This window comes from Rhizobium sp. CIAT894, from assembly GCF_000172795.2.
Lineage (GTDB): Bacteria > Pseudomonadota > Alphaproteobacteria > Rhizobiales > Rhizobiaceae > Rhizobium.
Map to the genome: position 1 here is coordinate 2444822 of NZ_CP020947.1, position 23299 is coordinate 2468120.

A 23299-nucleotide genomic window follows, 5' to 3' on the forward strand; every position below is an offset into this window, starting at 1 on the left:
AGAGGGCTCAGACGCGCTGGCCGTCTCGGATGCGATAGCTCGGCGCATACATGGTGACGAGCTCTTCGGCCGCTGTCGGATGCAGCGCCATCGTCCGGTCGAAATCGTCCTTGGTGCAGCCGGCCTTCAGAGTGATGCCGAGCAGCTGCGCCATCTCGCCTGCATCATGGCCGAGGATATGGGCGCCCACCACCACGCGGCTCGCCGCATCGACAATCAGCTTCATGATCATCCGCTCGGTCCGGCCGGAAAGCGTGGCCTTCAGCGGCCGGAACTGTGCCCGATACACCTCAAGCGCAGCGTAACGCTTGCCCGCCTCCTCTTCCGAGAGGCCGACGGTACCGATCTCCGGCTGCGAGAAGACGGCGGTCGGGATCAGCTCGTAATCCGGCCGGGTCGGATTGTTCTTGTACTCGGTTTCGATGAAGCACATCGCCTCGTGGATCGCCACCGGCGTCAGCTGTACCCGGTTGGTGACATCGCCGAGCGCATAGATGTTCTCGACATTCGTGCGGGAATAGTCGTCGACGATAATCGCGCCGCGCTCGTCGACGGCGACGCCGGCCGCATCGAGGCCGAGGCCTTCCGTGTTCGGATCGCGCCCGAGCGCCAGCATGACGACATCGGCCTGCAGCGTGCCGCTGTTCAGCGTCTCCACCACGAGCCCGTTCTGCCCCTTCGAAACTTTCTGCATCGTGTCGTGGCAGAGGATGCGGATGCCCTTGGCAACCATCGCCTCATGCAGCCCGCGCCTCAGATCCTCGTCGAAGCGCGACAGTATCTCGGCACCGCGATAGATCAGCGTCGTCTCGACGCCGAGGCCATGGAAAATATTGGCGAACTCGACGGCGATATAGCCGCCGCCTGCGATCACGATCGATTTCGGCAGGTCTTCGAGATGAAAGGCCTCGTTGGAGGAGATGCAGAGCTCGTGGCCGGGAAGGGCCGCGTGCGGGTTCGGTCGTCCGCCGGTGGCGATCACGATCGTCTTTGCCGTCACCGTCTGCCCCGTTTTCACAAGCCGCACCGTGTGGGCGTCGACGAGTTCGGCACGCGTTTCCAGGATCTCGGCCTTGGCGCCGGCAAGCCCCTTCTTGTAGAGGCCTTCCAGCCTGGTGATTTCGGCATCCTTGGCGGCCACCAGCTTTTTCCAGTCGAAGCTGCTTTCGCCGACCGTCCAACCGAAGCCAGCCGCATCCTCGAAATGCTCGTGGAACTGCGAGGCATAGACGAAGAGCTTCTTCGGCACGCAGCCGCGGATGACGCAAGTGCCGCCGTAGCGGTACTCCTCGGCGATCGCCACCTTTTTGCCGAGCGAGGCGGCGACACGCGCGCCGCGCACGCCTCCGGAACCGCCGCCGATGACGAAGAGGTCGTAGTCGTAGGAAGACATGAGGAGCTCCGGGAGGGAATCGCAGGAAGGATGTCCCTGATATAGAGCCTTTCCTGGTTAGATTGAAGCATTCTGCCGGAGCAGGTTTTTGTCAGGGCAGAGGCGATTGGCGACGGGCATACCCCCAGGTACGGCCGAGCCGATCGCCTCTGATCCTGGCGGAAAGATGCCCGGCCCTTCGGGTTGGCTGAAACGGGCCGGCTGATCGACCGGCCGGCTTGGCCGTAGAGCTTTGCTACGACGCGCGCCGGCCGGTCGACCATCCGACTCCGTTTGAGCCAACAGAATGCTTCAATCTAACCAGGAAAGGCTCTAGGGACGATCGCCCTGAAAACAAAAGCCCGCTCCTGCATCATCCCGTTCCCTTCGCCCGAATCTTTCCGGCAAACGGTTGACCCGGCTGCCTGAGGCTGGCAGGCAAATCCACGCAGTAAAAAAGAAGCCGGAGCAAACGATGGATCAGACTCTCTTCGCCAACCTGTGCAAGGCCGGCAAATTCAAGGAAGCGCTCGGCCTCGCCATCCAAGGCCACGAGAACGACAAATACGCGCCGAGCCGCTTCGCAATGGACAAGAAAACAGGACTGCCGATCTTCTACCGCGGCAACAAGCGCGTCGAGCCGGATGAAACGGGCGAGTGGCAACTGGCCAAGAGCCTGAAGGATTGGGGCTGAGCGACGGCCGCATCTGAAATGCGCATCTCCCGGCGGATTGCCGCTTTCAACCGGTAATGCTGAAATCCGTCGGGCTCGTCTCAAGCTCGACTGCGTCAGTCTCGACGCCCGTGACCGATGACCCCGCCGGTCCGCGGCTGAAACGTTCGATCATTGTCGAGATGGCGGTATCGGGTCCTGCGAGCAACGCGACGACGGCCCCGTCCTCCTGATTGCGAACCCAGCCCGTCAAACCGAGCCGCACCGCCTCGTTGCGCGTCCACATGCGAAAGCCGACACCCTGGACCTTGCCGGATATCCGCACTCGGACAGCGTTGGAACGATCGGGCATATCTGCAGTCACCCCTGAAGCCTCGCCGACAGCATTTGCCGCATCATAACAAAAAAGCCCGGACGATGCCGGGCTTTCGCAATTCGATGGGGCAGGCCTTATTACTGGGCAGCCGGAGCGGGAGCTGCAGCCGGAGCGGTCGGGCTGTCGGTTGCCGGCGGCGGCGCCTTGATGACCTTAGAAAGCTCAGCATTGCTCTGCTTTTCCAGGTCGCGGGAAATGCCCTGCGCCCAGATGTCGGCAGCCTTCGCCGTCTCGCGCGAAGCGACCGGGCCGTCGCGCAACAGCTTCTTGCCGACGTCGGAATTATAGAAGTCGGCGATCGCCTTCAGTTCGTCGGTGGTGAAGGTCTTGGCATAGGTGAGCGCCGCCTCCTTCTCGAGATCGCCGCGGCGCGGCGCCAGCTTCAGCGCCTGCGCGTCGACCGTCGACGAAATCACGTCCTGGTAGTTCGGCGAATCCTGAATCAGGCCGGCCTTCAGGCGTTCGGCGAGACCGGGCAGGATGTTGTCGAACTGGGCCGTGGCGCCGATGGCGTCGATCGCCGCGCGAGACGCCTTCAACTGCTCCTCGGAGACCTCCTGCGCCTTGACGGCGGAGCCGAAGGCAAGCCCGGAAAGAACGACGGTCGCAGCAGCAAGACGGCCAAGACCTGCAATGTTCATCATGAGTGTATGCTCCTGTTATCTGTTTTTCTGCAGTGTGCGCGCACCCGCAGGACCGGCAATGATCGCAAGTGCCGCCATATTGATAAAGAGCCCGTGTTCGACGACGCCGGGTATGGAATTCAGCTCGCTCGAAAGCGCCTCTGCATCAGGAATGCGGCCAAAAGATGCATCGATGATGTGATGGCCGCCATCCGTGGTAAACTCTCCGTCACCGGACTGGCGAAGACCGAGTTCGCCGGAAAGACCGAGCCGGGCCGCAACTTTCTCGATCGCGATCCGCGTCGAGACGAGACCGAACGGGTTGACCTCGATCGGCAGCGCGAAGGCGCCGAGCGTGTCGACCAGCTTGCTCTCGTCGGCGATGACGATCATCCGCTCGGAAGCGGCCGCGACGATCTTTTCGCGCAGCAGCGCGCCGCCGCCGCCCTTGATCAGCCTCAGCGCCTGATCGACCTCGTCGGCGCCGTCGATCGTCAGATCGAGTGCCGGCAGTTCATCGAGTGACTTCAAGGGAACACCGAGTTCGACGCAGAGCCGCGCCGTTCTTTCAGACGTCGGAACGCCTTCGACCCTGAAGCCGCCCGCGACCTTCTCCGCCAGCAGGCGGACGAATTCTTCCGCCGTGCTGCCCGTGCCGATGCCGAGACGCATTCCGCTTTCGACATGGGCGAGTGCGGCCTCGGCGGCCTTGATCTTCATTTCGCGGGCATCCATGCGCCGCCAGCTCCGATTATTGCGTTGGATGTGCTGTTTACACGGCTCGCCTGGCAAACGAAAGTCAAAATCATCACGGAAAATGAAAAGCCGAAACAAATGCCTGCAGCCTCCCCGGCCATCACAGGACGTTGCTTTCCCCGGCGTGATCGCCTACCTCAGGAACGACATCTCATTCCGGGGCCATCCATCGTTCCCAAGAAAGACGATCGTTCCCTCGGGGCGATCCATTGCTCCCTTGGATGACCCATTGCTCAAAGAGGCAAGCCCTTGACCCCTGCTCCCGTTCGCCCGGCGCTTATCGTCTTCGATCTCGACGGCACCCTTCTCGACACCCACGCGGACCTGGTCGAAAGCCTCAACCATACGATCGCAGCCCTTGGCCTGGAAGCGGTCAGCTATGACGACCTTACCCATCTCGTCGGCCATGGCGCGCGGGTGATGATCGAGCGCGCTTGCCGGCTGCGCGGCCATCCGCTCGAAAGCGACGCCCTGCCGCCGCTGGTCGAGCGTTTCGTCGCTCATTATGCCGGCAACATGCCCGGCCGTACGGAGCCCTATCCCGGCCTGGTCGCCGCGATGGACAGGCTTAAATCCGCCGGTTACCGCCTCGCCGTCTGCACCAACAAGATGGAAAGCCTGGCGCTCGGCCTGCTCGACAAGCTCGATCTCACCGGCTATTTCGCCGCCATCACTGGTGGCGACAGCTTCGAATACCGCAAACCCGACGCCCGCCACTTGACCCGCACCATCGACCGCGCCGGCGGCGACATCGCCCGCACCGTGATGATCGGCGACAGCATCAACGACATCGCCGTCGCCCGGAACGCCGGCGTGCCGTCGATCGCCGTGCCCTTTGGTTATTCCGACGTGCCGGTCTCCAACCTCGACCCGGATATGATCATCACCCATTACGACGAGCTGACGCCGGATCTGGTGGAGAGGCTGTTGCGGGAATATGCGGTGAAAGTCGCGGTCTGAGGCTGTCGCCTCCTTTGTCGGCCTGCCGTGTGAGCCCCCCTCTGCCCTGCCGGGCATCTCCCCCACAGGTGGGGAGATCGGCTGGGCGAACCCGCTCGTTCCAACGTTAATTGTTTGGGGAGATTCCATCCGCGTGTCGATCTCCCCACCTGTGGGGGAGATGCCCGGCAGGGCAGAGGGGGGCCGGCACGGCAGGCCCTTTCCTACGTAATTCCCTCGTCGAGCCTAAGCCCAGAACGGCGCCGTTGGCATCCCGTCCAAACAAAACGGGCGGCCCGAAGACCGCCCATTCAATAACCCGCTAAACCTAAGTCAGATCTGCGCCCCACGCGCCTTGCTCGTCGTGTCGAAAGCCTTGTCGACATAGGCGTCGCGGCCATAGACGTCGTCGAAATATTCGACCACGCCATCCTTGTTCGGCCAGGCAGTGAAGTAGGAGACGTAAACGGGGATCTTCTGCGGCACCTTCACAGCATGGTTCTGCCCGGTGGCGATCTGCTTGGCGACGTCGTCGACCGTCGTGCCGAGCACAGCTGCTGCCATCGCGCGCGGATTGGACAGGCGCACGCAACCGTGGCTCAGAGCCCGCATGTCGCGCTTGAAGAAGCTCTTCGACGGCGTGTCGTGCATATAGATCGCGTGGCTGTTCGGGAACAGGATCTTCAGTTCGCCGAGCGCATTGTCGCTGCTCGGCGGCTGGCGCACCGACACATTGTCGGTCGAGCCGTACCAGTCGACGCTCGATGAGGCGACGGCATGGCCGTTCACCTCGACCTCATAACCGAGCTGGTCGAGATAGTTCGGGTCCGAGCGCAGCTTCGGCAGCATCTCGTTGATGATGATCGACTGCGGCACGCCCCAGAACGGGTTGAACTCGACCGTCTCGATCTCGTCGTCGAAGAAATAGGTCTGGTTGTTCTTGCCGCCGACCACGACGCGCATCGACAGCTGTTCCTTGCCGTCATTGTGGTAGTAGGCCATAAAGGCCGGCTGGTTGATCATGACGTAGCGGGAACCGAGGTCCTCCGGCAGCCAGCGCGCCTGCTCCATCGCGACATCGAGCTTGTCGATCTTCGAGGCATTGCTATCGCCGCCGGTCATGGCGCGCACTGTCGCCTGGCCGATGACGCCATCGGCCTTCAGTCCACGCTCCTTCTGGAAATCCTCGACCAGGGAGACGATTTCGGGCGAATAGTCGGCGCTACCTGTATAGGCCGCAAGCGTTGCCGCGTGATCGGTCTTCAGCGTTTCGGAGCCATGCTTGCCGATCGCCTTGACGATATTGGCGATCTCCGGCGAGCTTTCACCGGGCTTCAGCAGCTTGTCGAGCGAAACAACGATTCGCTCCTCATTGCCGCCATCGGCGGCGCGCAGCTTGGCGAGCTCCGCCTTCAGCGCTTCGAACTGCGGACCATCGGGCGACCGGCTGGCAATATAGGCGCCGGCATCGGGGCTCATGCGGACAAGCTTCAGCACCGGCGCCAGATTGACCGTCTTGCGCTGGAAGTCGTGATAGCCGGAGATCTTGTTGGGATCGATGCGGCCGCGCACCGTATCCTGCACGAAGGCCAGCACCTTGGCCGAGAGTTCGAGCTCGAACTGCGTCAGCGCCCGGTCGCGGGCGGCGGGATCGGGATTGGCCGGATCGATCGCCGGCGTCTGAACGGCGTAGTCGGCAGGGTCGAGACCGACGGAAGCGGCATCGGCAAGTGCCGCCATCACTGACTTCGCACGTTCGTTGATCTGGCTGCCTTCGACCCAGACGAGCGGATTGCCGCTATCGGCGTAATAGGCTTCCAGCGCCTTGGCGACGTCGGCATTGGCGCGCACCTTGGCCTGCGCCAGGAAACGGCGCTGCACGGCGGGTTCGGCGCTTGCATCGCCGCTTGCCGAAACATCGGCGACCGCGCCGGTGACGACGGGGTCGGCAAACTTGCTGGTATCGACGAACTGCAGCGTCTCGGCTTTATAGGTGTAGTAACGCGGGCCGCTCACCTTCGGCAGCGGCGCTTCCGGATCGAGCCCGCCCAGCGAACCGCCGACCGCGCCACGCGGCACCGGACGGCCGGGCGCCTGATCCATGAAGATGGTGCTTTGGGTCCGCTGCCTGTCGCCGCGCAGCATGTCCATCAGTGTATAAGCATGCGCGGGTGCGGCACTCATAACTGCCACGCCGCAGGAAATTGCCAATGCGGATGCCGCGCTTTTCAAAACGAACGTCATATATCTTCCAGTCCCGGTGTCATGCTGTTCTCAGCTCAAATAACGCGAAACTCAGCGTCCGGCTCATTGATCAGAAACCGGCCTGCGCCGCCAGCGCCGGCGGACTCAATTTTGTGTGACGGAGATCCTGCACGGCGCCGCGCAGAAGTTCACACAAAATTATGAAATTATTGGTTAATTTTTTACCCAATTTTTGTCGCCGGACCAGTGCGACGAAAACGCCCGAACGCATAATATTTTGAAAGTGGCCTAAAAGGCACGCCGCAAAACCCGCGCAAACATGAGTGTCGTCTTCAATATTTCGCGGGGCGGCCGGTTTTCTTGTCGGGCTTTCCAACCTATAAAACCTCATCTTTCTCAGATGACCGAAAACAGCATGTAAAGGGAAGGCAAGGCCGATGACCGCAACCCGCACCGAAACCGATACTTTTGGCCCGATCGATGTCGCCGCCGACCGATATTGGGGCGCCCAGGCCGAGCGTTCGCTCGGCAATTTCAAGATCGGCTGGGAAAAGCAACCGCTGTCGATCGTGCGTGCGCTCGGCATCGTCAAGCAGGCGGCGGCCCGCGCCAACATGGCGCTCGGCCAGCTCGACCCGGCGCTTGGCAAAGCCATCGTCGATGCCGCCCAGGAGGTGATCGAGGGCAAGCTCGACGAGCATTTTCCGCTTGTCGTCTGGCAGACCGGTTCGGGTACGCAGTCCAACATGAACGCCAATGAAGTGATCTCCAATCGCGCTATAGAAATGCTCGGCGGCGTCATGGGTTCCAAGCAGCCAGTACATCCGAACGATCACGTCAATATGAGCCAGTCGTCGAACGACACCTACCCGACGGCGATGCACATCGCCTGCGCCGAACGGATCGCCCATCACCTGCTGCCATCCCTGAAGCACCTGCATGCCGCCCTCGACATGAAGGTCACCGAATTCAGCCACATCATCAAGATCGGCCGCACCCACACCCAGGATGCGACGCCGCTGACGCTCGGCCAGGAATTTTCCGGTTATGCCGCCCAGGTCGGCTCCGCCATCAAGCGCATCGAAATGACCCTGCCCGGCCTCTGCGAACTCGCCCAGGGCGGCACCGCCGTCGGCACCGGCCTCAATGCGCCGGTGGGTTTTGCCGAAAAGGTTGCCGAAGAAATCGCCGCCATAACAGCCATGCCCTTCGTCACCGCGCCAAACAAATTCGAGGCGCTCGCCTCGCATGACAGCATGGTCTTTTCCCATGGCGCCATCAACGCGGCCGCCGCCGCCCTCTTCAAGATCGCCAACGACATCCGCCTGCTCGGCTCCGGCCCCCGCGCCGGTCTCGGCGAACTGGCGCTGCCGGAAAACGAACCCGGCTCCTCGATCATGCCTGGCAAGGTCAACCCGACCCAGTGCGAGGCGCTGACGCAGGTGTGCATCCACATCTTCGGCAATCACGCGGCGCTAACCTTCGCCGACAGCCAGGGCCATTTCGAACTCAACGTCTACAATCCAATGATGGCCTATAATTTCCTGCAGTCGGTGCAGCTGCTCGCCGACGCCGCCGTCTCCTTCACCGACAATTGCGTCGTCGGCATCGAGGCGCGCGAAGACAACATCAAGGCCGGCCTCGAACGCTCGCTGATGCTGGTCACAGCCCTCGCTCCGAAAATCGGCTACGACGCCGCCGCCAAGATCGCTAAGACCGCCCACAAGAACGGCACGACGCTGAAGGAAGAGGCGCTTGCGAGTGGGCTGGTCTCGGCGGAAGATTACGATGCGATCGTCCGGCCGGAGACGATGATCGGGCCGAAATAGGTTAGTTGGGGTGGTCTGCCCACCTCTCCTTTTGCTTCCTCTTCTCCACGACCGGAGCAAGAGGGGGCGGACAAGCTGGCCACTTGCTCCCTCATTCCTGTGCCTGTCACAGGAATCCAGCCACGGCGCGTCCGCGCCGTGAATGAATCAAATCGTAACGAAAAAGTCTTTCGCGCCCAAGGACTTGGGCGCACTGGATTCCTGTGACGAGCACAGGAATGAGGGAGGTTGGGGTAGCCGTTCTCGCTGAATTTTTCAGCCAACGCGGACAAACCCGCATCTGGCTGCCGGCAGCGCAATCCACAGCCCCGGCAAACGTCAAACCAACAGCGAAATATTGTCCATCACCACAGAATTCCCCATGAAGTCGAAGCGGATTTCTTCGATGTCTTCGAGATTGATCTCGAGACTGGGACCGGTGACCTAAAGCTCCTGCTGATAGACGATCTGGCCGTCGTTCAGGGCGGTAAGCGTCAGGTGAAAGGGCGCCGCCGATAGTTCGGCAATCGAGACGCTCTGAAAGGTGAACTCCCCGCCATCGAGCAATTTCAACGTTACGGGCGCAGAACCTGGCGATAGAACGGTATCGCTGAAACCGTCCTCGGTAATGGCATCGACGCCCGGAATCGCATCATAGACGATGCCGTTCAGAAGCGTCACGTCGTGGCTGCCGTTCACCGAGAGCGCAAAGCCCCGGTAATTGGGAAGAGAGAAATTATCCGCCCTCGATAAGACGCCCATATCGTCGAAATCCAGGACTTCGTGGTATTTTTCGTCTTCGTTGACGCCGTCGATCGCAAGGGTCAGCACGCCTAGGTCCGTGCCTCCCGAGCCGTCGGACATCTTGTAACTCAGCTTTTCGATGAGCTGATCGGACTTCGCCAAATTCTTCACCACGTCGAGCGTGTAGTCCAGCTCATAGGTGAAGTGACCGTCAGGTTTCACTTTGAAGGTTCCGTACTTGCCCTGAATGATCGTTTCCTGGTCAGGCCCATGCTTGGCGTCGATCCGCACGCCGTTGACGAAGCGCGCATAAATCTGCGCTCCCTCGGGATCGCTGGCGAGGCGCAGCAGATCGCCCCTGATCCAGTCATGTTCGAAAAAAACGAGAAGGTCGTCGACAGCAGTTGGCTTTGCATTCGTCATGGGAAGCCCCGGCAAGTTAACGCTGGCGGGAATATGACCTGGCCTCGAACCGAAAGCAACCTGAAGTCGTCAACTTCGCGACAAATGTCGATTTCACCTCTGCTTCACTCGCCCACCGCGTGTGGCAGTGCAGACTGCAAAACGCGGTACGACATGGCTCCATTCCAGAGTCCGGCCGCATCCAGATTGCATTTGCTGCGCTGCGGATTTAGACCGGTTCCAATTTAGCGACACACGCCCACCAGAAAGGTCACTTCGATGGCTGACGATCTCTTCCCGCTCGGCAAGGACAACACCCCCTATCGCAAGATCAGCGATGACCACGTCTCGGTCGACAGCTTCAAAGGCCAGGAAATCCTGACTGTCGAGCCGGAAGGCATCCGCCTGCTTGCCGAAACCGCCTTCGCCGACATCAACCACCTGCTGCGCCCCGGCCACCTGAAGCAGCTTGCTTCGATCCTCGACGATCCCGAAGCAACGGACAACGACCGCTTCGTCGCCTATGATCTGCTGAAGAACGCCAATATTGCCGCCGGCGGCGTGCTGCCCATGTGCCAGGACACAGGCACGGCGATCATCATGGGCAAGAAGGGCCGCAGGGTCTGGACCGAGGGCGAGGATACGGCAGCACTCTCCAAGGGGGTTCTAGACGCCTATGAGAAGAAGAACCTGCGTTATTCGCAGCTTGCGCCCATAAAAATGTTCGAGGAGAAGAATACCAAGAACAATCTGCCGGCGCAGATCGATATCTATGAGGAAGGCACCGACTCTTACGACTTCCTCTTCGTCGCCAAGGGTGGCGGTTCGGCCAACAAGACCTTCCTCTACCAGGGCACGCCCTCGCTGCTGACACATGACCGGATGATCGACTTCCTTAAGGAGAAGATCCTCACGCTAGGGACGGCAGCCTGTCCCCCCTACCATTTGGCGATCGTCATCGGCGGCACCTCGGCTGAAATGAACCTGAAAACCGTCAAGCTCGCCTCGACCCGTTATCTCGACGAGCTGCCGACCGAAGGTTCCGAGAGCGGCCACGCCTTCCGAGACGTCGAAATGGAAAAGGAAATCCACAAGCTGACGCAGCAGATGGGCGTTGGCGCCCAGTTCGGCGGCAAGTATTTCTGTCATGACGTGCGTGTCATCCGCCTGCCCCGCCACGGCGCCTCGCTGCCGATCGGCCTCGGCGTCTCCTGCTCCGCCGATCGCCAGGCCAAGGGTAAAATCACCCGCGACGGCATCTTCGTCGAACAGCTTGAAACCGATCCGTCGAAATACATGCCAGAGATCGACGAGGCGAAACTGTCGGAATCGACCGTCCGTATCGACCTCAACCGGCCGATGGCCGAAGTGCTTGCCGAACTGTCGAGGCATCCGGTCAAGACGCGCCTGTCGCTCACCGGCACGATCATCGTCGCCCGCGACCTCGCCCATGCCAAGATCCGTGAAAGGCTGGAAAAGGGCGAAGGCATGCCCGATTACCTGAAGAACCACCCGGTCTATTACGCCGGTCCGGCCAAGACGCCTGTAGGTTACGCCTCCGGCTCCTTCGGCCCGACGACGGCCGGCCGCATGGATAGTTACGTCGACCAGTTCCAGTCCTTCGGCGGCTCGATGGTGATGCTTGCCAAGGGCAACCGCTCGCGCGCCGTTCGCGAGGCCTGCAAGAAACATGGCGGTTTCTACCTCGGCTCGATCGGCGGCCCCGCCGCCCGCCTCGCCCAGGACTGCATCCGCAAGGTCGAAGTGTTCGAATATCCCGAACTCGGCATGGAAGCGGTCTGGAAGATCGAGGTCGAAGATTTCCCCGCCTTCATCGTCATCGACGACAAGGGCAATGATTTCTTCCAGGAATTGAATTTGGGGTGACTGGGCGAAGCTGTGATTGAACCTGGTGAAGGGCAATCGACGGCGTGCCGTGCAGCCCTCGTCCGACCCTTCGGGCCACCTTCTCCCCGCTGGGGAGAAGATGCCGGCAGGCAGATGAGGGGGCCGCACGGCACGCTATTCCGATATTTGCACCGTTACTGACTATCTGCGGTGCTTACCACATCTCGATCATCCACCCGCGCCAGGATCTCAGTCCGGAAAGTGCCGGCGAAGAGACCGGTGTGCTGCAGCAGCAAGGCGCCGCCGGCGATGATGGCGAAGGCGAGGATCGCAACAGAGATACGACGAGACTTTCCCATGATCTCATGTCCTATTTTGCGGACAGCGGTGGTACTTATCGCGGGAAAATATCGTTCCGAAATATCCGAACTGAAATGCGAGACGACCAAAACCAACCGCCGACAAGATGAATACGATCCTCTAGACAGAGAAGAACTGTAAGTTTTTCAGACACCGCTCCCGTTCAACGGGTAGGCACCGCCCACCCAAGATACGTTTTCTATTGCAGAATCATAGGCCTGACCGAAGCATTGCCCTATTGTGAAGTTGTCGTATGTAATCTTTGGTATATGTCGCTTTAATCTTTTCCCAAGGAATTTAAGCTAACAACTAAAATATTGCCTTTGAATATATGAGGAGTATCGCCGGATGAATACGGCTGTCGCGCCCAAGGTGCAGGTTCCCGACGTTGCGGGCCAGATCACCTATGCCATGCGCTCGATGGGCGTTGCGCCGATACCCCGCAATTACGAACTCTTCTACGAGGCCTATATCGGCTCCAATCCGGCGCTCACCCGGGAACTTGCAGCCCTCGGCTCCCAGGTGACCCAGGCCGAACTCGACGCGCTCGGCGCGCAATATTTCACCACGAGCCCGGTCCGCGTCTTCGACGACGCCCATTCCCGCATATCGGGCGAACTGGATGGCCTGTTGCGGATCCTGAGACAGGAGCAGAGTTCGCTGGAAAGCTATACAAGGCTGCTCGGCGAGACTCACAAGCGCATCACCTCCAAGAGCAATGCCAGCGTCGAACTGATCGAAAACGCCATCGAACTTTTGAGCCAGGCGACCGGAGACACTATGGCGCATGGCGAACGCACCGTCGAGGACGTCGTCCAGCGCTCCCAGGAGATGGACCAAGTCCGCAAGGAACTCGACGAATACAAGCGCATCGCCAACACCGATTCGCTGACGCGCCTTTCCAACCGCCGCGCCTTCGACGAGCGCCTCGCCGCCGTCTTCAACAATCCCGGCATGCGGCCGGTGACGGCGCTGCTGCTCGCCGACATCGACAACTTCAAGAAGATCAATGACACCTACGGCCATCCGGTCGGCGACAAGATCCTTGCCACCGTCGCCTCCGTCATCCGCAGCAACGTCCGGCGCGACGTCTTCGTCGCCCGCGCCGGAGGCGAGGAATTCGCCCTCATCATCGACGGCAATACCGCAGAGGAAATCACGGCTATCGCCGAGCGCATCCGCCGCACGCTGGAAACGACCCCGTTCAAGAATTCCCGTACGCGGGTGAACTATGGCCCGATCACCGTCTCGATCGGCATCTGCATGGCCTCCAGCGCCGAAGATGCGGGCGAGCTTTACAGCAAGACCGACATCGCCCTCTACGGCGCCAAGAATGCCGGCCGCAACTGCACCATCCTCTATCAGGACGGCATGCAGAAGGATTTCACCAAGAGCTGGCTGATCTACAAGACCTGATGGCAAGTCCGCATCACGCGCAGGTCGTCACCACCAGGTGACATCTTATCTTTCGTCATGCTCGGCCTTGTGCCGAGCATCTGCAACCGGTGCAGCAGATCCTTCGGCTCAAGGCCGAGGATCACGTCGAATAAGGGCAAGGTCTGTGAAACCTCAACCGTACGATACGATGACGGCGGTTTTACCACATCGTCTTCGCCGCCCGCCCCGGCCATTCCCGGTCGTAGGTTTCCTGGTCGAAATCGCCGACGGCTGCCTTCAGCATCTGTCCCGGCGTCGGCAGGCCTGCCGGATCGGCGAAGTGCGCCGCGTTCCAGAGTTCGGCCCGCATCACCGCACGTGCGCACTGGAAATAAACCTCGTCGATCGAGATGACGATGACGGTGCGCGGATGTTTGCCGTCCATCTCGAAACTCGAAAGCAGCGCCGCGTCATCGGAGACGACGCCGCGGCCGTTGATACGCATCGTCGTGTTGGAGCCGGGGATCAGGAACATCAGCGCAAGCCTCGGATCGCGCACGATATTGGAGAGTGAATCGACGCGGTTGTTGCCGCGCCAGTCCGGCAGATGCAGCGTCTCGTCGTCGACGACGCGCACCACGCCGCCGAGGTCGCCGCGCGGCGAACAGTCGAGCCCCTCCGGCCCGACGGTCGCCAGCGCCGCAAAGGGCGAGATCTCGATCATGTCACGGTAGAGCGGCGTCAGCCGCTTGGTCACCTTGTCGACCGAGGCCTGCGACAGCCCGGCGCCGTAGATCGTATTGAGCTCTTCGATGCTGCTGATGATTTTCATGAGGCGTCCCGCCGCAGCTTGATATCGGGACGGACGCTACAATGCCGTGCGCCTTGCCGGAAGCTCAAAAAACGGAATGATTGCAGCATCTTTTTTGATGCTTTCGCCGACGTCCTCGTCCGCGCCGCCTTCGAGAAAGGCCGCGATCGCGCCAAGCACGGGGGCCGCGGCGACGATGCGCCGGTGGCCGAAGCCGTTCGCCCAGAACAGCCGCACACTCGGACCCGCCGCGCCATAACGCCTGGCATGGACCGGCGACACCTCCTTGTCGTCCTCGGCATGAATGACGAGCACCGGCCGCCCGATCGCACCGACGGCATTGGCGGCGTCGAACTCCTCGAGTCTCCGTCCGGTGACATCATGAACCTTCTTCTCCAGTGCCATCTGCGCGGCGGGGCGAAGGCCGATCATCCGGCCGAAATCGGCAAACAGCCAGGCCATCTCGCTCGGCGCCCCGATCAGCACCAATCGCTCTGAGGTGACAGGCGCCACACCGGGCAGCAGGCCTGCCGCTGAAACCATCAGCGCCGCACCGCCGAAGGAATGGCCGATGACCGCATCGAATGCGCCGAAGCGCTGCTCCGCCGCAGCGATCGCGCCGACCGCAAGCCCCATGTGCAGGAAGCGTCCGCCCGCGCGCCCGTGACCGGGAAAATCGAGCGCCACCACTTCCGCACCCGTTGCCGAAAGCATCGAAATGAGCTCGGCCATATATTCGGCGCTCGAACCCCAGCCGTGTGTCACCAGGAATCGCTTGCGTTTGCCCCGCGCCCCGCCGTTCAGCCGGTAGGCATGCGCTTTCGCTCCGCCGGTGAGCTTGAGGGTGAAGCTTTCGGCGCCGGCAAGCCGGGCGGCGCCGGCGGCATGCGCCGCCTTCGCCCTTGCTCCTTTCGGACGCGGCGATGGGGTGCGGCAGAACAGCCGAAACGCTGCCCTGCCCGCGAGATCAGCCGAAATTGCCTGCAGAGCCGAAAAGCCGAGGCGGGTGACCTCAAGCGCAAAATTTGCCATAGTGAGAATCCAAAATACTGTTCAACACTGAACAATAAAGTACAACGATGAACAAAAATCAATCCCTTCCCTGGGATCATCCGCGTTTTCGCAGCTGGATTGCGGTAGCGCGCGCCTGCCAGCTGATGCAGCAGTCGCTGACGCGCTCGCTTGCCGATCTCGACATCAAGCCGCCGCACCTCGACATTCTCGTCAATCTCTACCGTTTCGAAGGCATCTCGCAGCAGGAACTGGCGCGCAAGCTGCTGGTCGGCCGCTCCAATATGAGCATGCTCTTACCGCAAATGGAGAAACGCCAGCTGATCGAGCGGCGCGGCGACGAACGCGACAAGCGCGTTCTGCGCCTGTATCTCACCAGCGAAGGCCGCAAAGTGACCGAGGCGGCGATGGCGATCCAGACCGATCTCATCGAACGCACGCTCTCCGACGAGCCGATCGAACAATGCATGGCGACCGCCACCTCGATGGAGCGCATTATCACTGTGCTACTGCAGGATCTCAGGGATCAGGACTGACTGTCGATCGGTTTCAGAGCGTTTATCGGCAGCCATCCTCAATGTGGGGGCAATTCACCTCTGCCGAGAATATACCCGAAAGCGCCGGCCTTTTCGAAGATAGTGCCTGTCAGGTCCGCGCCATCGAAGACGGCCGCATCGATTGCCGATCCGAAGAAGGTTGCCGATGCCAACCTTGCTCCCGAAAAATCGCAGGTTTTTACGTTGCAATGAGAAAAGTCAGCGTCCTCAAGATTGGCCCTTGCAAAGCTCGCAACAATCCAGCTTCCGGTGAAGACAGCCCCGCGAAGATCGACGTGACTGAAATCATAAACTTCATCATCGAGGTCCAGCCCTCGAAAATTGCGTTCTCCCGTCGCATAGCGCGTCAGGATTTTCTCGGATTTGGGGTGACGACGCATACCGGGCAGATCCTCAATGCAGCGTCGGCGCCGGCGATGTACCGCTCAGCGAGCGGTATTCCCAGGCGGCGACGACGATCAGCACCAGCGTCGCCAGAATGCCCAGCAGATAGATCTCGATGAAGGGGGCTGCGAAGGCGAGAAGGATCAGCAGCACGAGGCCTGCGAGATGCGACAGCGGCATCCGCCCGCTGGTCGCGCCCTTGAACCAGAGATTGCCGATCAGGAACAGGCCGGAGCCGCCGAGCACTGCCGCAGCGATGCCGAAATCGCCGGCCTCGTGCGGATGCGAGAACATGAACTCGACGGCCACCGCATGCACGATGATGCCGGCCAGGATCGGGATATGCCCATAGGTGAAGGCCTGCCGCGCCAAGGCCCCTGGCGTCGCCTCATGTTCGATGCGGTGGGCGGCGCGCCCGTGGCCGAAACGGAAATAAAGCCACCACATGGCGACCGTGCCGACGAAGCCGGTGATGAAGACGATGCCGGTCAGCCCCGAAACCGGTAGCTCCGAAAAGGTGCGTCCGGATACCAGGATCGCCTCGCCGAGGCAGATGATGACGAAGAGCGCGCAGCGCTCGGCCATATGCGCGCCGGACACATCCCAATCGCTCGGCGTGGAGCGGCCGAGCCCGGGCACCGCAAAGCCCGCCGCCGGCCCGGCATATTCGATCACGAGCGCAATCACCCAGGCGATCAGCCGCGCCTCATGCTCCATCAGCCCGCCGGCGATCCAGAAGACGGCGGCGACCACAAGCCAAGTGCTGATGCGCATGAAATTCAGCGTATTGGCCCGGTCGACGCGCGTCATCGCATAGGTCGTAAACAGCGAGCGCCCGACCTGCATCGCCACATAGGCGCCGGCAAAAAGCAGCCCCTTGTCGCCGAAGGCCTCGGGAATGGAGGCGGAAAGCACCAGCCCGAGCATCATCAGCACCACCAGCATGCCGCGCACCGGCATCTTGTCGGGATCGAGCCAGTTCGTCACCCAGGCAGTGAAGATCCACACCCACCAGACGGCGAAGGTCATCAGCGCCGCTTCGGCAGCACCGAGCGGCGTATAATGGGCGGCAAGCGCATGCGAAAGCTGCGAGATCGAAAAGACGAAGACCAGGTCGAAGAAGAGTTCGAGGAAGGTCACCTTGCTGCCGGCCGCACTCCCCTTGGCGCGCAGCCAGTTCTTTCTATTCGCTTTCGCCATATGTCCCCCGATGGCTGTCTATTGAAATTCAGCGCGGTCGTTCAGCCGTGTCGCGGCTCATGCCCTTTTCCCTGAGCTCGTCCTCATAGGCCGAAAACAGCTCGGCGCCCCGTTCGCCGAGCTCGCGCAGATAGGTCCAGGTGTAGATGCCAGTATCGTGCATGTCGTCGAAGCCGATCCGGACCGCGTAATTGCCGGTCGGCATCATCGAAATGATCGCGACATTGCGCTTGCCCGGCACCGTCACCTTCTGCCCCGGCCCATGCCCCTGCACTTCGGCCGAGGGCGACAGCACGCGCAGCATCTCGGCCGACAGCTCGAAGCTCTGGCCGTCGTTGAAGGTCACCACCAGCCGCTGCCTGTCTTTCGAGACGCGGAGTTCGCTCGGCCAGATATCGCTCATCATTTTGTCCTCTTCTCATGCGAGGAGTAGGCGTTGATCTTTTTCAGCGCAAGCTGAAATTGGAATGCGCGCGCAGCCTGTTTCCCTTGACGCGACAATAGCATATGCCCACATTGGAGAGAGTACGGAGATACAGGTGAACACCAGAGTTGGAACGATAGGCGCTGCATCGCCGCTGGTGGCGGATGCGCATCCGATGATCGACCCTTTCGGGCGGGCGGTCACCTATCTCCGCGTCTCCGTCACTGACCGCTGCGATTTCCGCTGCACCTATTGCATGGCCGAAAACATGACCTTCCTGCCGAAGAAGGATCTGTTGACGCTGGAAGAGCTCGACCGGCTCTGTTCCGCCTTCATCGCCAAGGGCGTACGCAAGATCAGGCTGACCGGCGGCGAGCCGCTGGTGCGCAAGAACATCATGTATCTGGTTCGCCAGCTCGGCGAAAAGATCGGCACCGGCCTCGATGAATTGACGCTGACCACCAACGGCTCGCAGCTGTCGCGCCATGCCGAGGAGCTTTATGATTGCGGCGTGCGCCGCATCAATGTCTCGCTCGATACGCTCGATCCCGACAAGTTCCGCAAAATCACCCGCTGGGGCGATTTCGCCAAGGTCATGGAAGGTATCGACGCCGCGGAGAAGGCCGGGCTGAAGATCAAGCTCAACGCCGTGGCGCTGAAGGATTTCAACGAGGCCGAGCTGCCCGACCTGCTGCGCTTTGCCCATGGCCGCGGCATGGACTTGACCGTCATCGAAACCATGCCGATGGGCGAGATCGAGGAAGACCGCACCGACCAGTATCTGCCGCTTTCGAAACTGCGTGCCGATCTGGAGAAGCAGTTCACCCTCACCGATATCGATTACCAGACCGGCGGCCCGGCGCGTTACGTCAGGGTCACCGAGACCGGCGGCCGCCTCGGTTTCATCACGCCGATGACCCATAATTTCTGCGAGAGCTGCAACCGCGTCCGCCTCACCTGCACCGGCACGCTGTATATGTGCCTCGGCCAGAACGACGCCGCCGACCTGCGTTCCGCGCTGCGCGCCACCGAAGACGACGCCCTCCTCCACGCCGCCATCGACGAAGCCATCACCCGCAAGCCGAAAGGCCACGATTTCATCATCGACCGCACGCATAATCGCCCGGCGGTGGCCCGGCATATGAGTGTTACGGGTGGGTGATGTTTGCGCTAGATTTTCTAGAGAGCGAATGCTGGCGTCAAGTTGGCGAGAACGCCTACCTCACCTTCATTCCTGTGCCTGCCACAGGAATGAAGGATGAGGGGGCTGCACGGCACGCCCTCTATTGCCTTCGCTAACGCTCAGCGCACTCGCTCCCTTGCTCTGCCGGGCATCTTTCCGCTAGGGAGAGAGCGAATTTGCCGCAACGCCATCACCCCGGCTTACGCGCACAAATCGCAAACCGCTCCTGCACCATCCGCTCCAGCCCCCGCAGGAACGGCATCTTGCGCGCCTGCGCCCAGTGAATATCGCCAAGCTTGCGGTCGACCACAATGTCCACGAAGCCGGCCTGACGGAGAAGATCGACGATCGCTTCGGCCGGCATCTCGCGGGAGAAATGCACGCGGGAGCGGATGCTTTGGTGCCGCGCCATCATCTCCGGTGACATATGGCTTGCCGCCGGCTTGCCCGTCACCTTTGTCCAAAACTTCTGCAGGCTCTTCACCCAGGTTTCCCGGCCCATATTGCCGTCGACGATCAGCACCTTGCCGCCCGGCTTCAACACAGAAAACCATTCCTTGAAGGCCGAAGCCGGGTCTACCAACGTCCAGACGAGATGCCGGTTGGTGATGGCGTCGTAGCTGTCCTTCGGCTCCATGGTGTTTTCGGCGTCGCCGGAAACGAAGCGGATATCGGTGCCGCGCTTCTTCGCCTTGGCGCGCGCCTGCGCCAGCATTGCATCCGACCAATCGAGGCCGGTCACCTTGAAACCGACATCATGCATCAGATGCGAGATGACGGCCGTACCGCAGGCAAGATCGAGCAGCGGGCGCCCCTGGCCTTCGCCGAGATGCTTCCGGATCAGCCGCTGCCAGCCCTTTCGCTCTTCTTCCGAAAAGATTTCATGGCCGACGCTCTGGTCGAAGGTTGCTGCCCGTTCCGACCAGAAATCGCGAATTTCGTCGCGGATGGAGTAGTTCGTGTTCATGGAATTCATCGCAGGCACCCCGGCATAACATCAGTTTGGAAATGCTCTAAAACATATAACTTGATTCACAAAGTCATATTTCTTATGCCTGCGGAAATTATTCAGACCTCGGGGGAGTTTCCAGATGAATTTCGTAAAAATGCTCGTAGTTTCCGCGGCTGCGATTGCAAGCCTGATGCCGCTTTCGGCGATCGCCCAATCCTTCACCATCAAGGATGTGGCGGGCCGTGAAGTGAGCTTCGACAAGCCGGTCGAGCGTGTGATCCTCGGGGAAGGCCGCATGCTCTATGCAGTCGCGCCGATCGAGAAGGAAGATCCCTTCGCCAAGATCGTCGGCTGGCGCAACGATCTCTGGACCACCGACAAGGACGGCTTCAACGCCTATGTCGAGAAGTTTCCCAAGGGCAAGGACCTGCCCTTCCTCGGCAACCTGACAGACGGTACGCTGCAGACCGAAACGGTCGTCAAGCTGCACCCGGACGTGCTGCTGCTGCCGATCGGCAACAAAACGGCCGCCGACGAAGTGAAGCTCGAAGACATGCTGAACGGCATCGGCGTGAAAATCGTCTACATCGATTTCCGCGAGCATATTCTCGCCAACACCGAGCCGAGCCTGAAGATTCTCGGCAAGCTCTTCGGCCATGAGGACCGCGCCGAGGCTGTCGCCAGCTTCTGGAAGGAGCAGATGGCGCGCGTCACCGATAGACTGAAGGCGGCCAATCCGCCGGAGCCGAAGGTCTTCATGTATCGCGCCGCCGGCCTGGTGGAATGCTGCGGCACGTTCGGCCCGGATAATTTCGGCCTGATGGTCGATTTGGCCGGCGGCCACAATCTCGGCTCCGATTTCCTGCCGGGTTATACCGGCTCCATCAATGCCGAACAGGTCGTCGCCTCCAATCCGGAGGTCATCGTCGTCACCGGCTCCAACTGGAGCCAGACCAAGGATGCCAAGGATTTCGTCAATGTCGGCCCGAACGCCGCTGCCACCCTCGGCGACAGCCGCAAGGCATTGATCACACTGATGGAAAACCCCGCCTTCACCGGCTCCAAGGCGGTGGCCGGCGGCAATGTCCATGCGATCTGGCACCAGTTCTATACCAGCCCCTATCAGTTCGTCGCCGTCCAGCAGCTGGCAAAGTGGTTCCATCCGAACCTCTTCGCCGATCTCGACCCGGATGCCACCTTCAAGGAATTCCACGAGAAATTCCTGCCGGTCGCCTATCAGCCGGGTTACTGGGTCGACGCCAAGGCCGGCCAGTAAATCGCAATGGCCGAGATCGCCGCACATTCGATAGACGTGGAAGCCGGGAGGGAGCGCTACCGCGCCCTCGCCCGGCGCAAGCTGCTGATCCTTTTCGCCATGACGGCAGCACTATGTCTGTCCTTCGCCGTCGATCTCGCCTGGGGGCCGGCCCGCTATAGTCTCGGCGAGGTCGTCTCCGCCCTCCTCGACCCATCTTCGGTTTCCGATCAGATCCGTGCCGTCGTCTGGGACATCCGCATGCCGGTCGCCGTCATGGCCATCGTCGTCGGCGCCTCACTCTCCGTCGCCGGCGCGCAGATGCAGACGATCCTCGCCAATCCGCTCGCCAGCCCCTTCACGCTCGGCATCTCGGCGGCCGCAAGCTTTGGCGCGGCTCTCGCGATCGTCACCAGCGTTCCGCTCCTGCCGGTCGCGGCCGGCCTGCTGGTGCCGGTCAATGCCTTCATCATGGCGCTGATCGCCACCCTCTTCATCCATTTCGTCTCGCAGGCCCGCGGCGTCTCGGTGCAGACGGTGGTGCTGCTCGGCATAGCCCTGGTCTTCACCTTCAATGCGGCCCTCGCCTTCCTGCAATATCTCGCCTCGGAACAGGCGCTGTCTGCAGTCGTCTTCTGGACCATGGGCAGCCTCACCAAGGCCACTTGGCCGAAGATCTGGGTGACGCTCGCCGTCCTGCTGGCTGCCCTTCCGCTCTTTGCCCGCAACGCCTGGGCGCTGACCGCAATCCGCCTCGGCGAGGACAAGGCCGCGAGCTTCGGCGTCAATGTCCGCCGCATCCGCCTGGAAACCATGCTCGTCGTCTCGCTGCTTGCCGCAGTCCCCGTGAGCTTCGTCGGCACGATCGGTTTCGTCGGCCTCGTCGGGCCGCACATCGCCCGCATGATCCTCGGCGAGGATCAGCGTTTCTTCCTGCCGGGCTCTATCCTTTCGGGCGCGCTGCTGCTGTCACTGACCTCGATCGTCTCGAAGTCGATCATCCCCGGCGTCGTCTTCCCAATCGGCATCATCACCGCGCTGGTCGGCGTGCCCTTCTTCTTCTCGCTCATCCTCTCGAACAGGAGCCGGTCATGGTAGCGCTTCAGTTGCAGTCGGTCGGCGCGTTTCACGGCCGCAAGCTCTTCGTCGAAGGCGTAACGACGCCGGTGATGAAGTCAGGAGAAGTCGTCGCCGTGATCGGCCCCAACGCCGCCGGCAAATCGACGCTCTTCAAGCGCATCACCGGCCTGCTCAAGGGTCCGGGCCATGTCGTCGTCGAAGGCTCGAAGGCGAAGAACGCCATCAGCTATATGCCGCAAGATACATCGGCCAACGCGGTGTTGACCGTCTACGAATCCATTCTCCTCGCCCGCAAGCAGGGCCAGTCCTGGGCGGTCGGCGATGGCGACCTGCGTTTCATCGACGACATCATGGCAGCGCTCGATATCGCAGCACTCGCCTTCCGCGATCTCGGCGCGCTCTCAGGCGGCCAGCGCCAGCTCGTCTCGATCGCCCAGGCGCTCGTCCGCGAGCCCGAAATCATGCTGATGGACGAACCCACAAGCGCCCTCGACCTTCACCGCCAGGTCGAAGTCCTCGATTTCATGCGCCGCCGGGCGCGCGCCAAAGGCGTGCTCGTCCTGATCGCCATCCACGACCTCAACCAGGCACTGCGCTTCGCCGACAAGGTCCTCGTCATCGCCAACGGCCGCATGCACGCCTGCGGCGCGCCAAGAGATGTCGTTACCGCCGAGATGCTGCGGGAAATCTACAGGGTCGAAGCCCGGATCGAGAAATGCTCGCTGGAATACGATCATGTGATCGTGGATGGGACGGCGCATTGAGGCTGGCAGGGCCAACACGAAAGAAAGCGCATCCTGAAGCGCCATGGCCCATGAAAGCCGCATTCTGAGGCGTCAACACCCAGGAAAGCCTCAGCCTGAAGTGCCAACACCCGAGCGCGCCGCACCTGAGAAACGCCCGAAAACGCCTCAGCCTAAGATGGCAACGCCCAAGAGAGCCTCATCCTGAGGCACGTA

The 23299-nt window shown here is 61.3% G+C and carries 24 protein-coding genes and 1 pseudogene; 10 read left to right on the forward strand and 15 right to left on the reverse strand.

Translation table 11 applies throughout. From position 1 onward, the window contains the following. Positions 1-7 precede the first annotated feature (7 nt). On the reverse strand, positions 8-1393 hold the full coding sequence (gor, locus tag RHEC894_RS12085) for a glutathione-disulfide reductase (RefSeq protein WP_085737444.1): 1386 nt from the start codon (positions 1391-1393) through the stop codon (positions 8-10). A 454-nt stretch (positions 1394-1847) separates the two neighbouring features. Between gor and RHEC894_RS12100 the strand changes: the two genes are divergently transcribed. Continuing rightward, positions 1848-2066, forward strand: a complete 219-nt coding sequence (locus RHEC894_RS12100; RefSeq protein ID WP_085737445.1) for a hypothetical protein — start codon at positions 1848-1850, stop codon at positions 2064-2066. 46 nt (positions 2067-2112) lie between these two features. On the opposite strand, the gene RHEC894_RS12105 is transcribed toward RHEC894_RS12100, so the two are convergent. The 3 genes from RHEC894_RS12105 to rpiA form a co-directional block, all read right to left on the reverse strand. Continuing rightward, positions 2113-2397, reverse strand: a complete 285-nt coding sequence (locus tag RHEC894_RS12105) for an acylphosphatase (protein WP_085737446.1) — start codon at positions 2395-2397, stop codon at positions 2113-2115. Positions 2398-2498: 101 nt separating this feature from the next. Further along, complete coding sequence (locus tag RHEC894_RS12110) at positions 2499-3065, reverse strand: DUF2059 domain-containing protein (protein ID WP_010069517.1); 567 nt, start codon at positions 3063-3065, stop codon at positions 2499-2501. A 15-nt stretch (positions 3066-3080) separates the two neighbouring features. After that, positions 3081-3779 carry a ribose-5-phosphate isomerase RpiA gene (gene rpiA / locus RHEC894_RS12115; RefSeq protein WP_010069516.1) on the reverse strand — a complete coding sequence of 233 codons (699 nt, stop codon included), beginning with the start codon at positions 3777-3779 and terminating at the stop codon, positions 3081-3083. Between the two features lie 270 nt (positions 3780-4049). Between rpiA and RHEC894_RS12120 the strand changes: the two genes are divergently transcribed. Continuing rightward, positions 4050-4760 (forward strand): HAD family hydrolase, encoded by a 711-nt coding sequence (locus RHEC894_RS12120; RefSeq protein ID WP_010069515.1) that lies wholly within the window; start codon positions 4050-4052, stop codon positions 4758-4760. A gap of 312 nt (positions 4761-5072) precedes the next feature. On the opposite strand, the gene RHEC894_RS12130 is transcribed toward RHEC894_RS12120, so the two are convergent. Beyond that, the gene (locus RHEC894_RS12130; RefSeq protein WP_085737447.1) at positions 5073-6983 is read right to left on the reverse strand and encodes a murein L,D-transpeptidase; all 1911 of its coding nucleotides are present in this window, start codon (positions 6981-6983) and stop codon (positions 5073-5075) included. 70 nt (positions 6984-7053) lie between these two features. Further along, a complete protein-coding gene (locus RHEC894_RS12135) occupies positions 7054-7320 on the reverse strand; it encodes a hypothetical protein (RefSeq protein WP_125460960.1) in 267 nt (88 codons plus the stop codon). A gap of 61 nt (positions 7321-7381) precedes the next feature. Here RHEC894_RS12135 and fumC point away from each other — a divergent pair, with 61 nt between their 5' ends. Further along, positions 7382-8773, forward strand: coding sequence for a class II fumarate hydratase (fumC, locus tag RHEC894_RS12140; RefSeq protein WP_085737449.1), 1392 nt, complete (start codon positions 7382-7384; stop codon positions 8771-8773). 318 nt (positions 8774-9091) lie between these two features. Here the strand turns inward: fumC and RHEC894_RS12150 are convergent. Continuing rightward, a pseudogene (locus RHEC894_RS12150) lies at positions 9092-9919 on the reverse strand (VCBS domain-containing protein). A 258-nt stretch (positions 9920-10177) separates the two neighbouring features. Here RHEC894_RS12150 and RHEC894_RS12155 point away from each other — a divergent pair. After that, positions 10178-11785: a fumarate hydratase gene (locus RHEC894_RS12155; protein ID WP_085737450.1), complete on the forward strand. Its 1608-nt coding sequence runs from the start codon at positions 10178-10180 to the stop codon at positions 11783-11785. A 155-nt stretch (positions 11786-11940) separates the two neighbouring features. Here RHEC894_RS12155 and RHEC894_RS32985 read toward each other — a convergent pair whose 3' ends face one another. After that, positions 11941-12105, reverse strand: coding sequence for a hypothetical protein (locus RHEC894_RS32985; protein WP_164517685.1), 165 nt, complete (start codon positions 12103-12105; stop codon positions 11941-11943). Positions 12106-12454: 349 nt separating this feature from the next. On the opposite strand from RHEC894_RS32985, the gene RHEC894_RS12160 reads away from it, so the two are divergent. Further along, positions 12455-13522 carry a GGDEF domain-containing protein gene (locus RHEC894_RS12160; protein WP_085737451.1) on the forward strand — a complete coding sequence of 356 codons (1068 nt, stop codon included), beginning with the start codon at positions 12455-12457 and terminating at the stop codon, positions 13520-13522. Here RHEC894_RS12160 and RHEC894_RS12165 read toward each other — a convergent pair. The 3 genes from RHEC894_RS12165 to RHEC894_RS12175 are packed head-to-tail and all read right to left on the reverse strand — an operon-like array spanning position 13510 to position 15326. Continuing rightward, positions 13510-13737: a hypothetical protein gene (locus tag RHEC894_RS12165; protein ID WP_085737452.1), complete on the reverse strand. Its 228-nt coding sequence runs from the start codon at positions 13735-13737 to the stop codon at positions 13510-13512. The genes RHEC894_RS12160 and RHEC894_RS12165 overlap by 13 nt on opposite strands. Beyond that, positions 13704-14315, reverse strand: a complete 612-nt coding sequence (locus RHEC894_RS12170; protein WP_085737453.1) for a pyridoxamine 5'-phosphate oxidase family protein — start codon at positions 14313-14315, stop codon at positions 13704-13706. Before RHEC894_RS12170 ends, RHEC894_RS12165 begins: the two co-directional genes overlap by 34 nt. 36 nt (positions 14316-14351) lie before the next feature. Then, positions 14352-15326, reverse strand: a complete 975-nt coding sequence (locus RHEC894_RS12175) for an alpha/beta fold hydrolase (protein ID WP_085737454.1) — start codon at positions 15324-15326, stop codon at positions 14352-14354. Between the two features lie 47 nt (positions 15327-15373). Between RHEC894_RS12175 and RHEC894_RS12180 the strand changes: the two genes are divergently transcribed. Next, complete coding sequence (locus tag RHEC894_RS12180; protein ID WP_085737455.1) at positions 15374-15841, forward strand: MarR family transcriptional regulator; 468 nt, start codon at positions 15374-15376, stop codon at positions 15839-15841. Between the two features lie 38 nt (positions 15842-15879). Here RHEC894_RS12180 and RHEC894_RS12185 read toward each other — a convergent pair whose 3' ends face one another. The 3 genes from RHEC894_RS12185 to RHEC894_RS12195 are packed head-to-tail and all read right to left on the reverse strand — an operon-like array spanning position 15880 to position 17849. Beyond that, positions 15880-16242: a pentapeptide repeat-containing protein gene (locus tag RHEC894_RS12185; protein WP_085737456.1), complete on the reverse strand. Its 363-nt coding sequence runs from the start codon at positions 16240-16242 to the stop codon at positions 15880-15882. A 13-nt stretch (positions 16243-16255) separates the two neighbouring features. Next, positions 16256-17446, reverse strand: coding sequence for a low temperature requirement protein A (locus RHEC894_RS12190; RefSeq protein WP_085737457.1), 1191 nt, complete (start codon positions 17444-17446; stop codon positions 16256-16258). Positions 17447-17474: 28 nt separating this feature from the next. Beyond that, a complete protein-coding gene (locus RHEC894_RS12195) occupies positions 17475-17849 on the reverse strand; it encodes a DUF971 domain-containing protein (RefSeq protein ID WP_085738959.1) in 375 nt (124 codons plus the stop codon). Between the two features lie 136 nt (positions 17850-17985). On the opposite strand from RHEC894_RS12195, the gene moaA reads away from it, so the two are divergent. Further along, positions 17986-19032: a GTP 3',8-cyclase MoaA gene (moaA, locus tag RHEC894_RS12200; protein WP_085737458.1), complete on the forward strand. Its 1047-nt coding sequence runs from the start codon at positions 17986-17988 to the stop codon at positions 19030-19032. A gap of 211 nt (positions 19033-19243) precedes the next feature. On the opposite strand, the gene RHEC894_RS12205 is transcribed toward moaA, so the two are convergent. Then, positions 19244-20029: a class I SAM-dependent methyltransferase gene (locus RHEC894_RS12205; RefSeq protein WP_085737459.1), complete on the reverse strand. Its 786-nt coding sequence runs from the start codon at positions 20027-20029 to the stop codon at positions 19244-19246. A gap of 115 nt (positions 20030-20144) precedes the next feature. Here RHEC894_RS12205 and RHEC894_RS12210 point away from each other — a divergent pair, with 115 nt between their 5' ends. Genes RHEC894_RS12210 through RHEC894_RS12220 form a run of 3 tightly spaced genes read left to right on the forward strand, consistent with a single transcriptional unit; the run spans position 20145 to position 23104 of the window. Next, positions 20145-21281: an ABC transporter substrate-binding protein gene (locus RHEC894_RS12210; protein ID WP_010067303.1), complete on the forward strand. Its 1137-nt coding sequence runs from the start codon at positions 20145-20147 to the stop codon at positions 21279-21281. A gap of 6 nt (positions 21282-21287) precedes the next feature. Further along, positions 21288-22358 (forward strand): iron ABC transporter permease, encoded by a 1071-nt coding sequence (locus RHEC894_RS12215; protein WP_085737460.1) that lies wholly within the window; start codon positions 21288-21290, stop codon positions 22356-22358. Continuing rightward, on the forward strand, positions 22352-23104 hold the full coding sequence (locus RHEC894_RS12220; protein WP_010067091.1) for an ABC transporter ATP-binding protein: 753 nt from the start codon (positions 22352-22354) through the stop codon (positions 23102-23104). Before RHEC894_RS12215 ends, RHEC894_RS12220 begins: the two co-directional genes overlap by 7 nt. The last annotated feature ends 195 nt before the right edge of the window (positions 23105-23299 follow it).

Coding starts and splice junctions, on each gene's coding strand:
- gor (WP_085737444.1), bottom strand. CDS start 1,393: ATGTCTTCCTACGACTACGACCTCTTCGTCATCGGCGGCGGTTCCGGA.
- RHEC894_RS12100 (WP_085737445.1), top strand. CDS start 1,848: ATGGATCAGACTCTCTTCGCCAACCTGTGCAAGGCCGGCAAATTCAAG.
- RHEC894_RS12105 (WP_085737446.1), bottom strand. CDS start 2,397: ATGCCCGATCGTTCCAACGCTGTCCGAGTGCGGATATCCGGCAAGGTC.
- RHEC894_RS12110 (WP_010069517.1), bottom strand. CDS start 3,065: ATGATGAACATTGCAGGTCTTGGCCGTCTTGCTGCTGCGACCGTCGTT.
- rpiA (WP_010069516.1), bottom strand. CDS start 3,779: ATGGATGCCCGCGAAATGAAGATCAAGGCCGCCGAGGCCGCACTCGCC.
- RHEC894_RS12130 (WP_085737447.1), bottom strand. CDS start 6,983: ATGACGTTCGTTTTGAAAAGCGCGGCATCCGCATTGGCAATTTCCTGC.
- fumC (WP_085737449.1), top strand. CDS start 7,382: ATGACCGCAACCCGCACCGAAACCGATACTTTTGGCCCGATCGATGTC.
- RHEC894_RS12155 (WP_085737450.1), top strand. CDS start 10,178: ATGGCTGACGATCTCTTCCCGCTCGGCAAGGACAACACCCCCTATCGC.
- RHEC894_RS32985 (WP_164517685.1), bottom strand. CDS start 12,105: ATGGGAAAGTCTCGTCGTATCTCTGTTGCGATCCTCGCCTTCGCCATC.
- RHEC894_RS12160 (WP_085737451.1), top strand. CDS start 12,455: ATGAATACGGCTGTCGCGCCCAAGGTGCAGGTTCCCGACGTTGCGGGC.
- RHEC894_RS12165 (WP_085737452.1), bottom strand. CDS start 13,737: ATGGCCGGGGCGGGCGGCGAAGACGATGTGGTAAAACCGCCGTCATCG.
- RHEC894_RS12170 (WP_085737453.1), bottom strand. CDS start 14,315: ATGAAAATCATCAGCAGCATCGAAGAGCTCAATACGATCTACGGCGCC.
- RHEC894_RS12175 (WP_085737454.1), bottom strand. CDS start 15,326: ATGGCAAATTTTGCGCTTGAGGTCACCCGCCTCGGCTTTTCGGCTCTG.
- RHEC894_RS12180 (WP_085737455.1), top strand. CDS start 15,374: ATGAACAAAAATCAATCCCTTCCCTGGGATCATCCGCGTTTTCGCAGC.
- RHEC894_RS12185 (WP_085737456.1), bottom strand. CDS start 16,242: ATGCGTCGTCACCCCAAATCCGAGAAAATCCTGACGCGCTATGCGACG.
- RHEC894_RS12190 (WP_085737457.1), bottom strand. CDS start 17,446: ATGGCGAAAGCGAATAGAAAGAACTGGCTGCGCGCCAAGGGGAGTGCG.
- RHEC894_RS12195 (WP_085738959.1), bottom strand. CDS start 17,849: ATGAGCGATATCTGGCCGAGCGAACTCCGCGTCTCGAAAGACAGGCAG.
- RHEC894_RS12205 (WP_085737459.1), bottom strand. CDS start 20,029: ATGAATTCCATGAACACGAACTACTCCATCCGCGACGAAATTCGCGAT.
- RHEC894_RS12210 (WP_010067303.1), top strand. CDS start 20,145: ATGAATTTCGTAAAAATGCTCGTAGTTTCCGCGGCTGCGATTGCAAGC.
- RHEC894_RS12215 (WP_085737460.1), top strand. CDS start 21,288: ATGGCCGAGATCGCCGCACATTCGATAGACGTGGAAGCCGGGAGGGAG.
- RHEC894_RS12220 (WP_010067091.1), top strand. CDS start 22,352: ATGGTAGCGCTTCAGTTGCAGTCGGTCGGCGCGTTTCACGGCCGCAAG.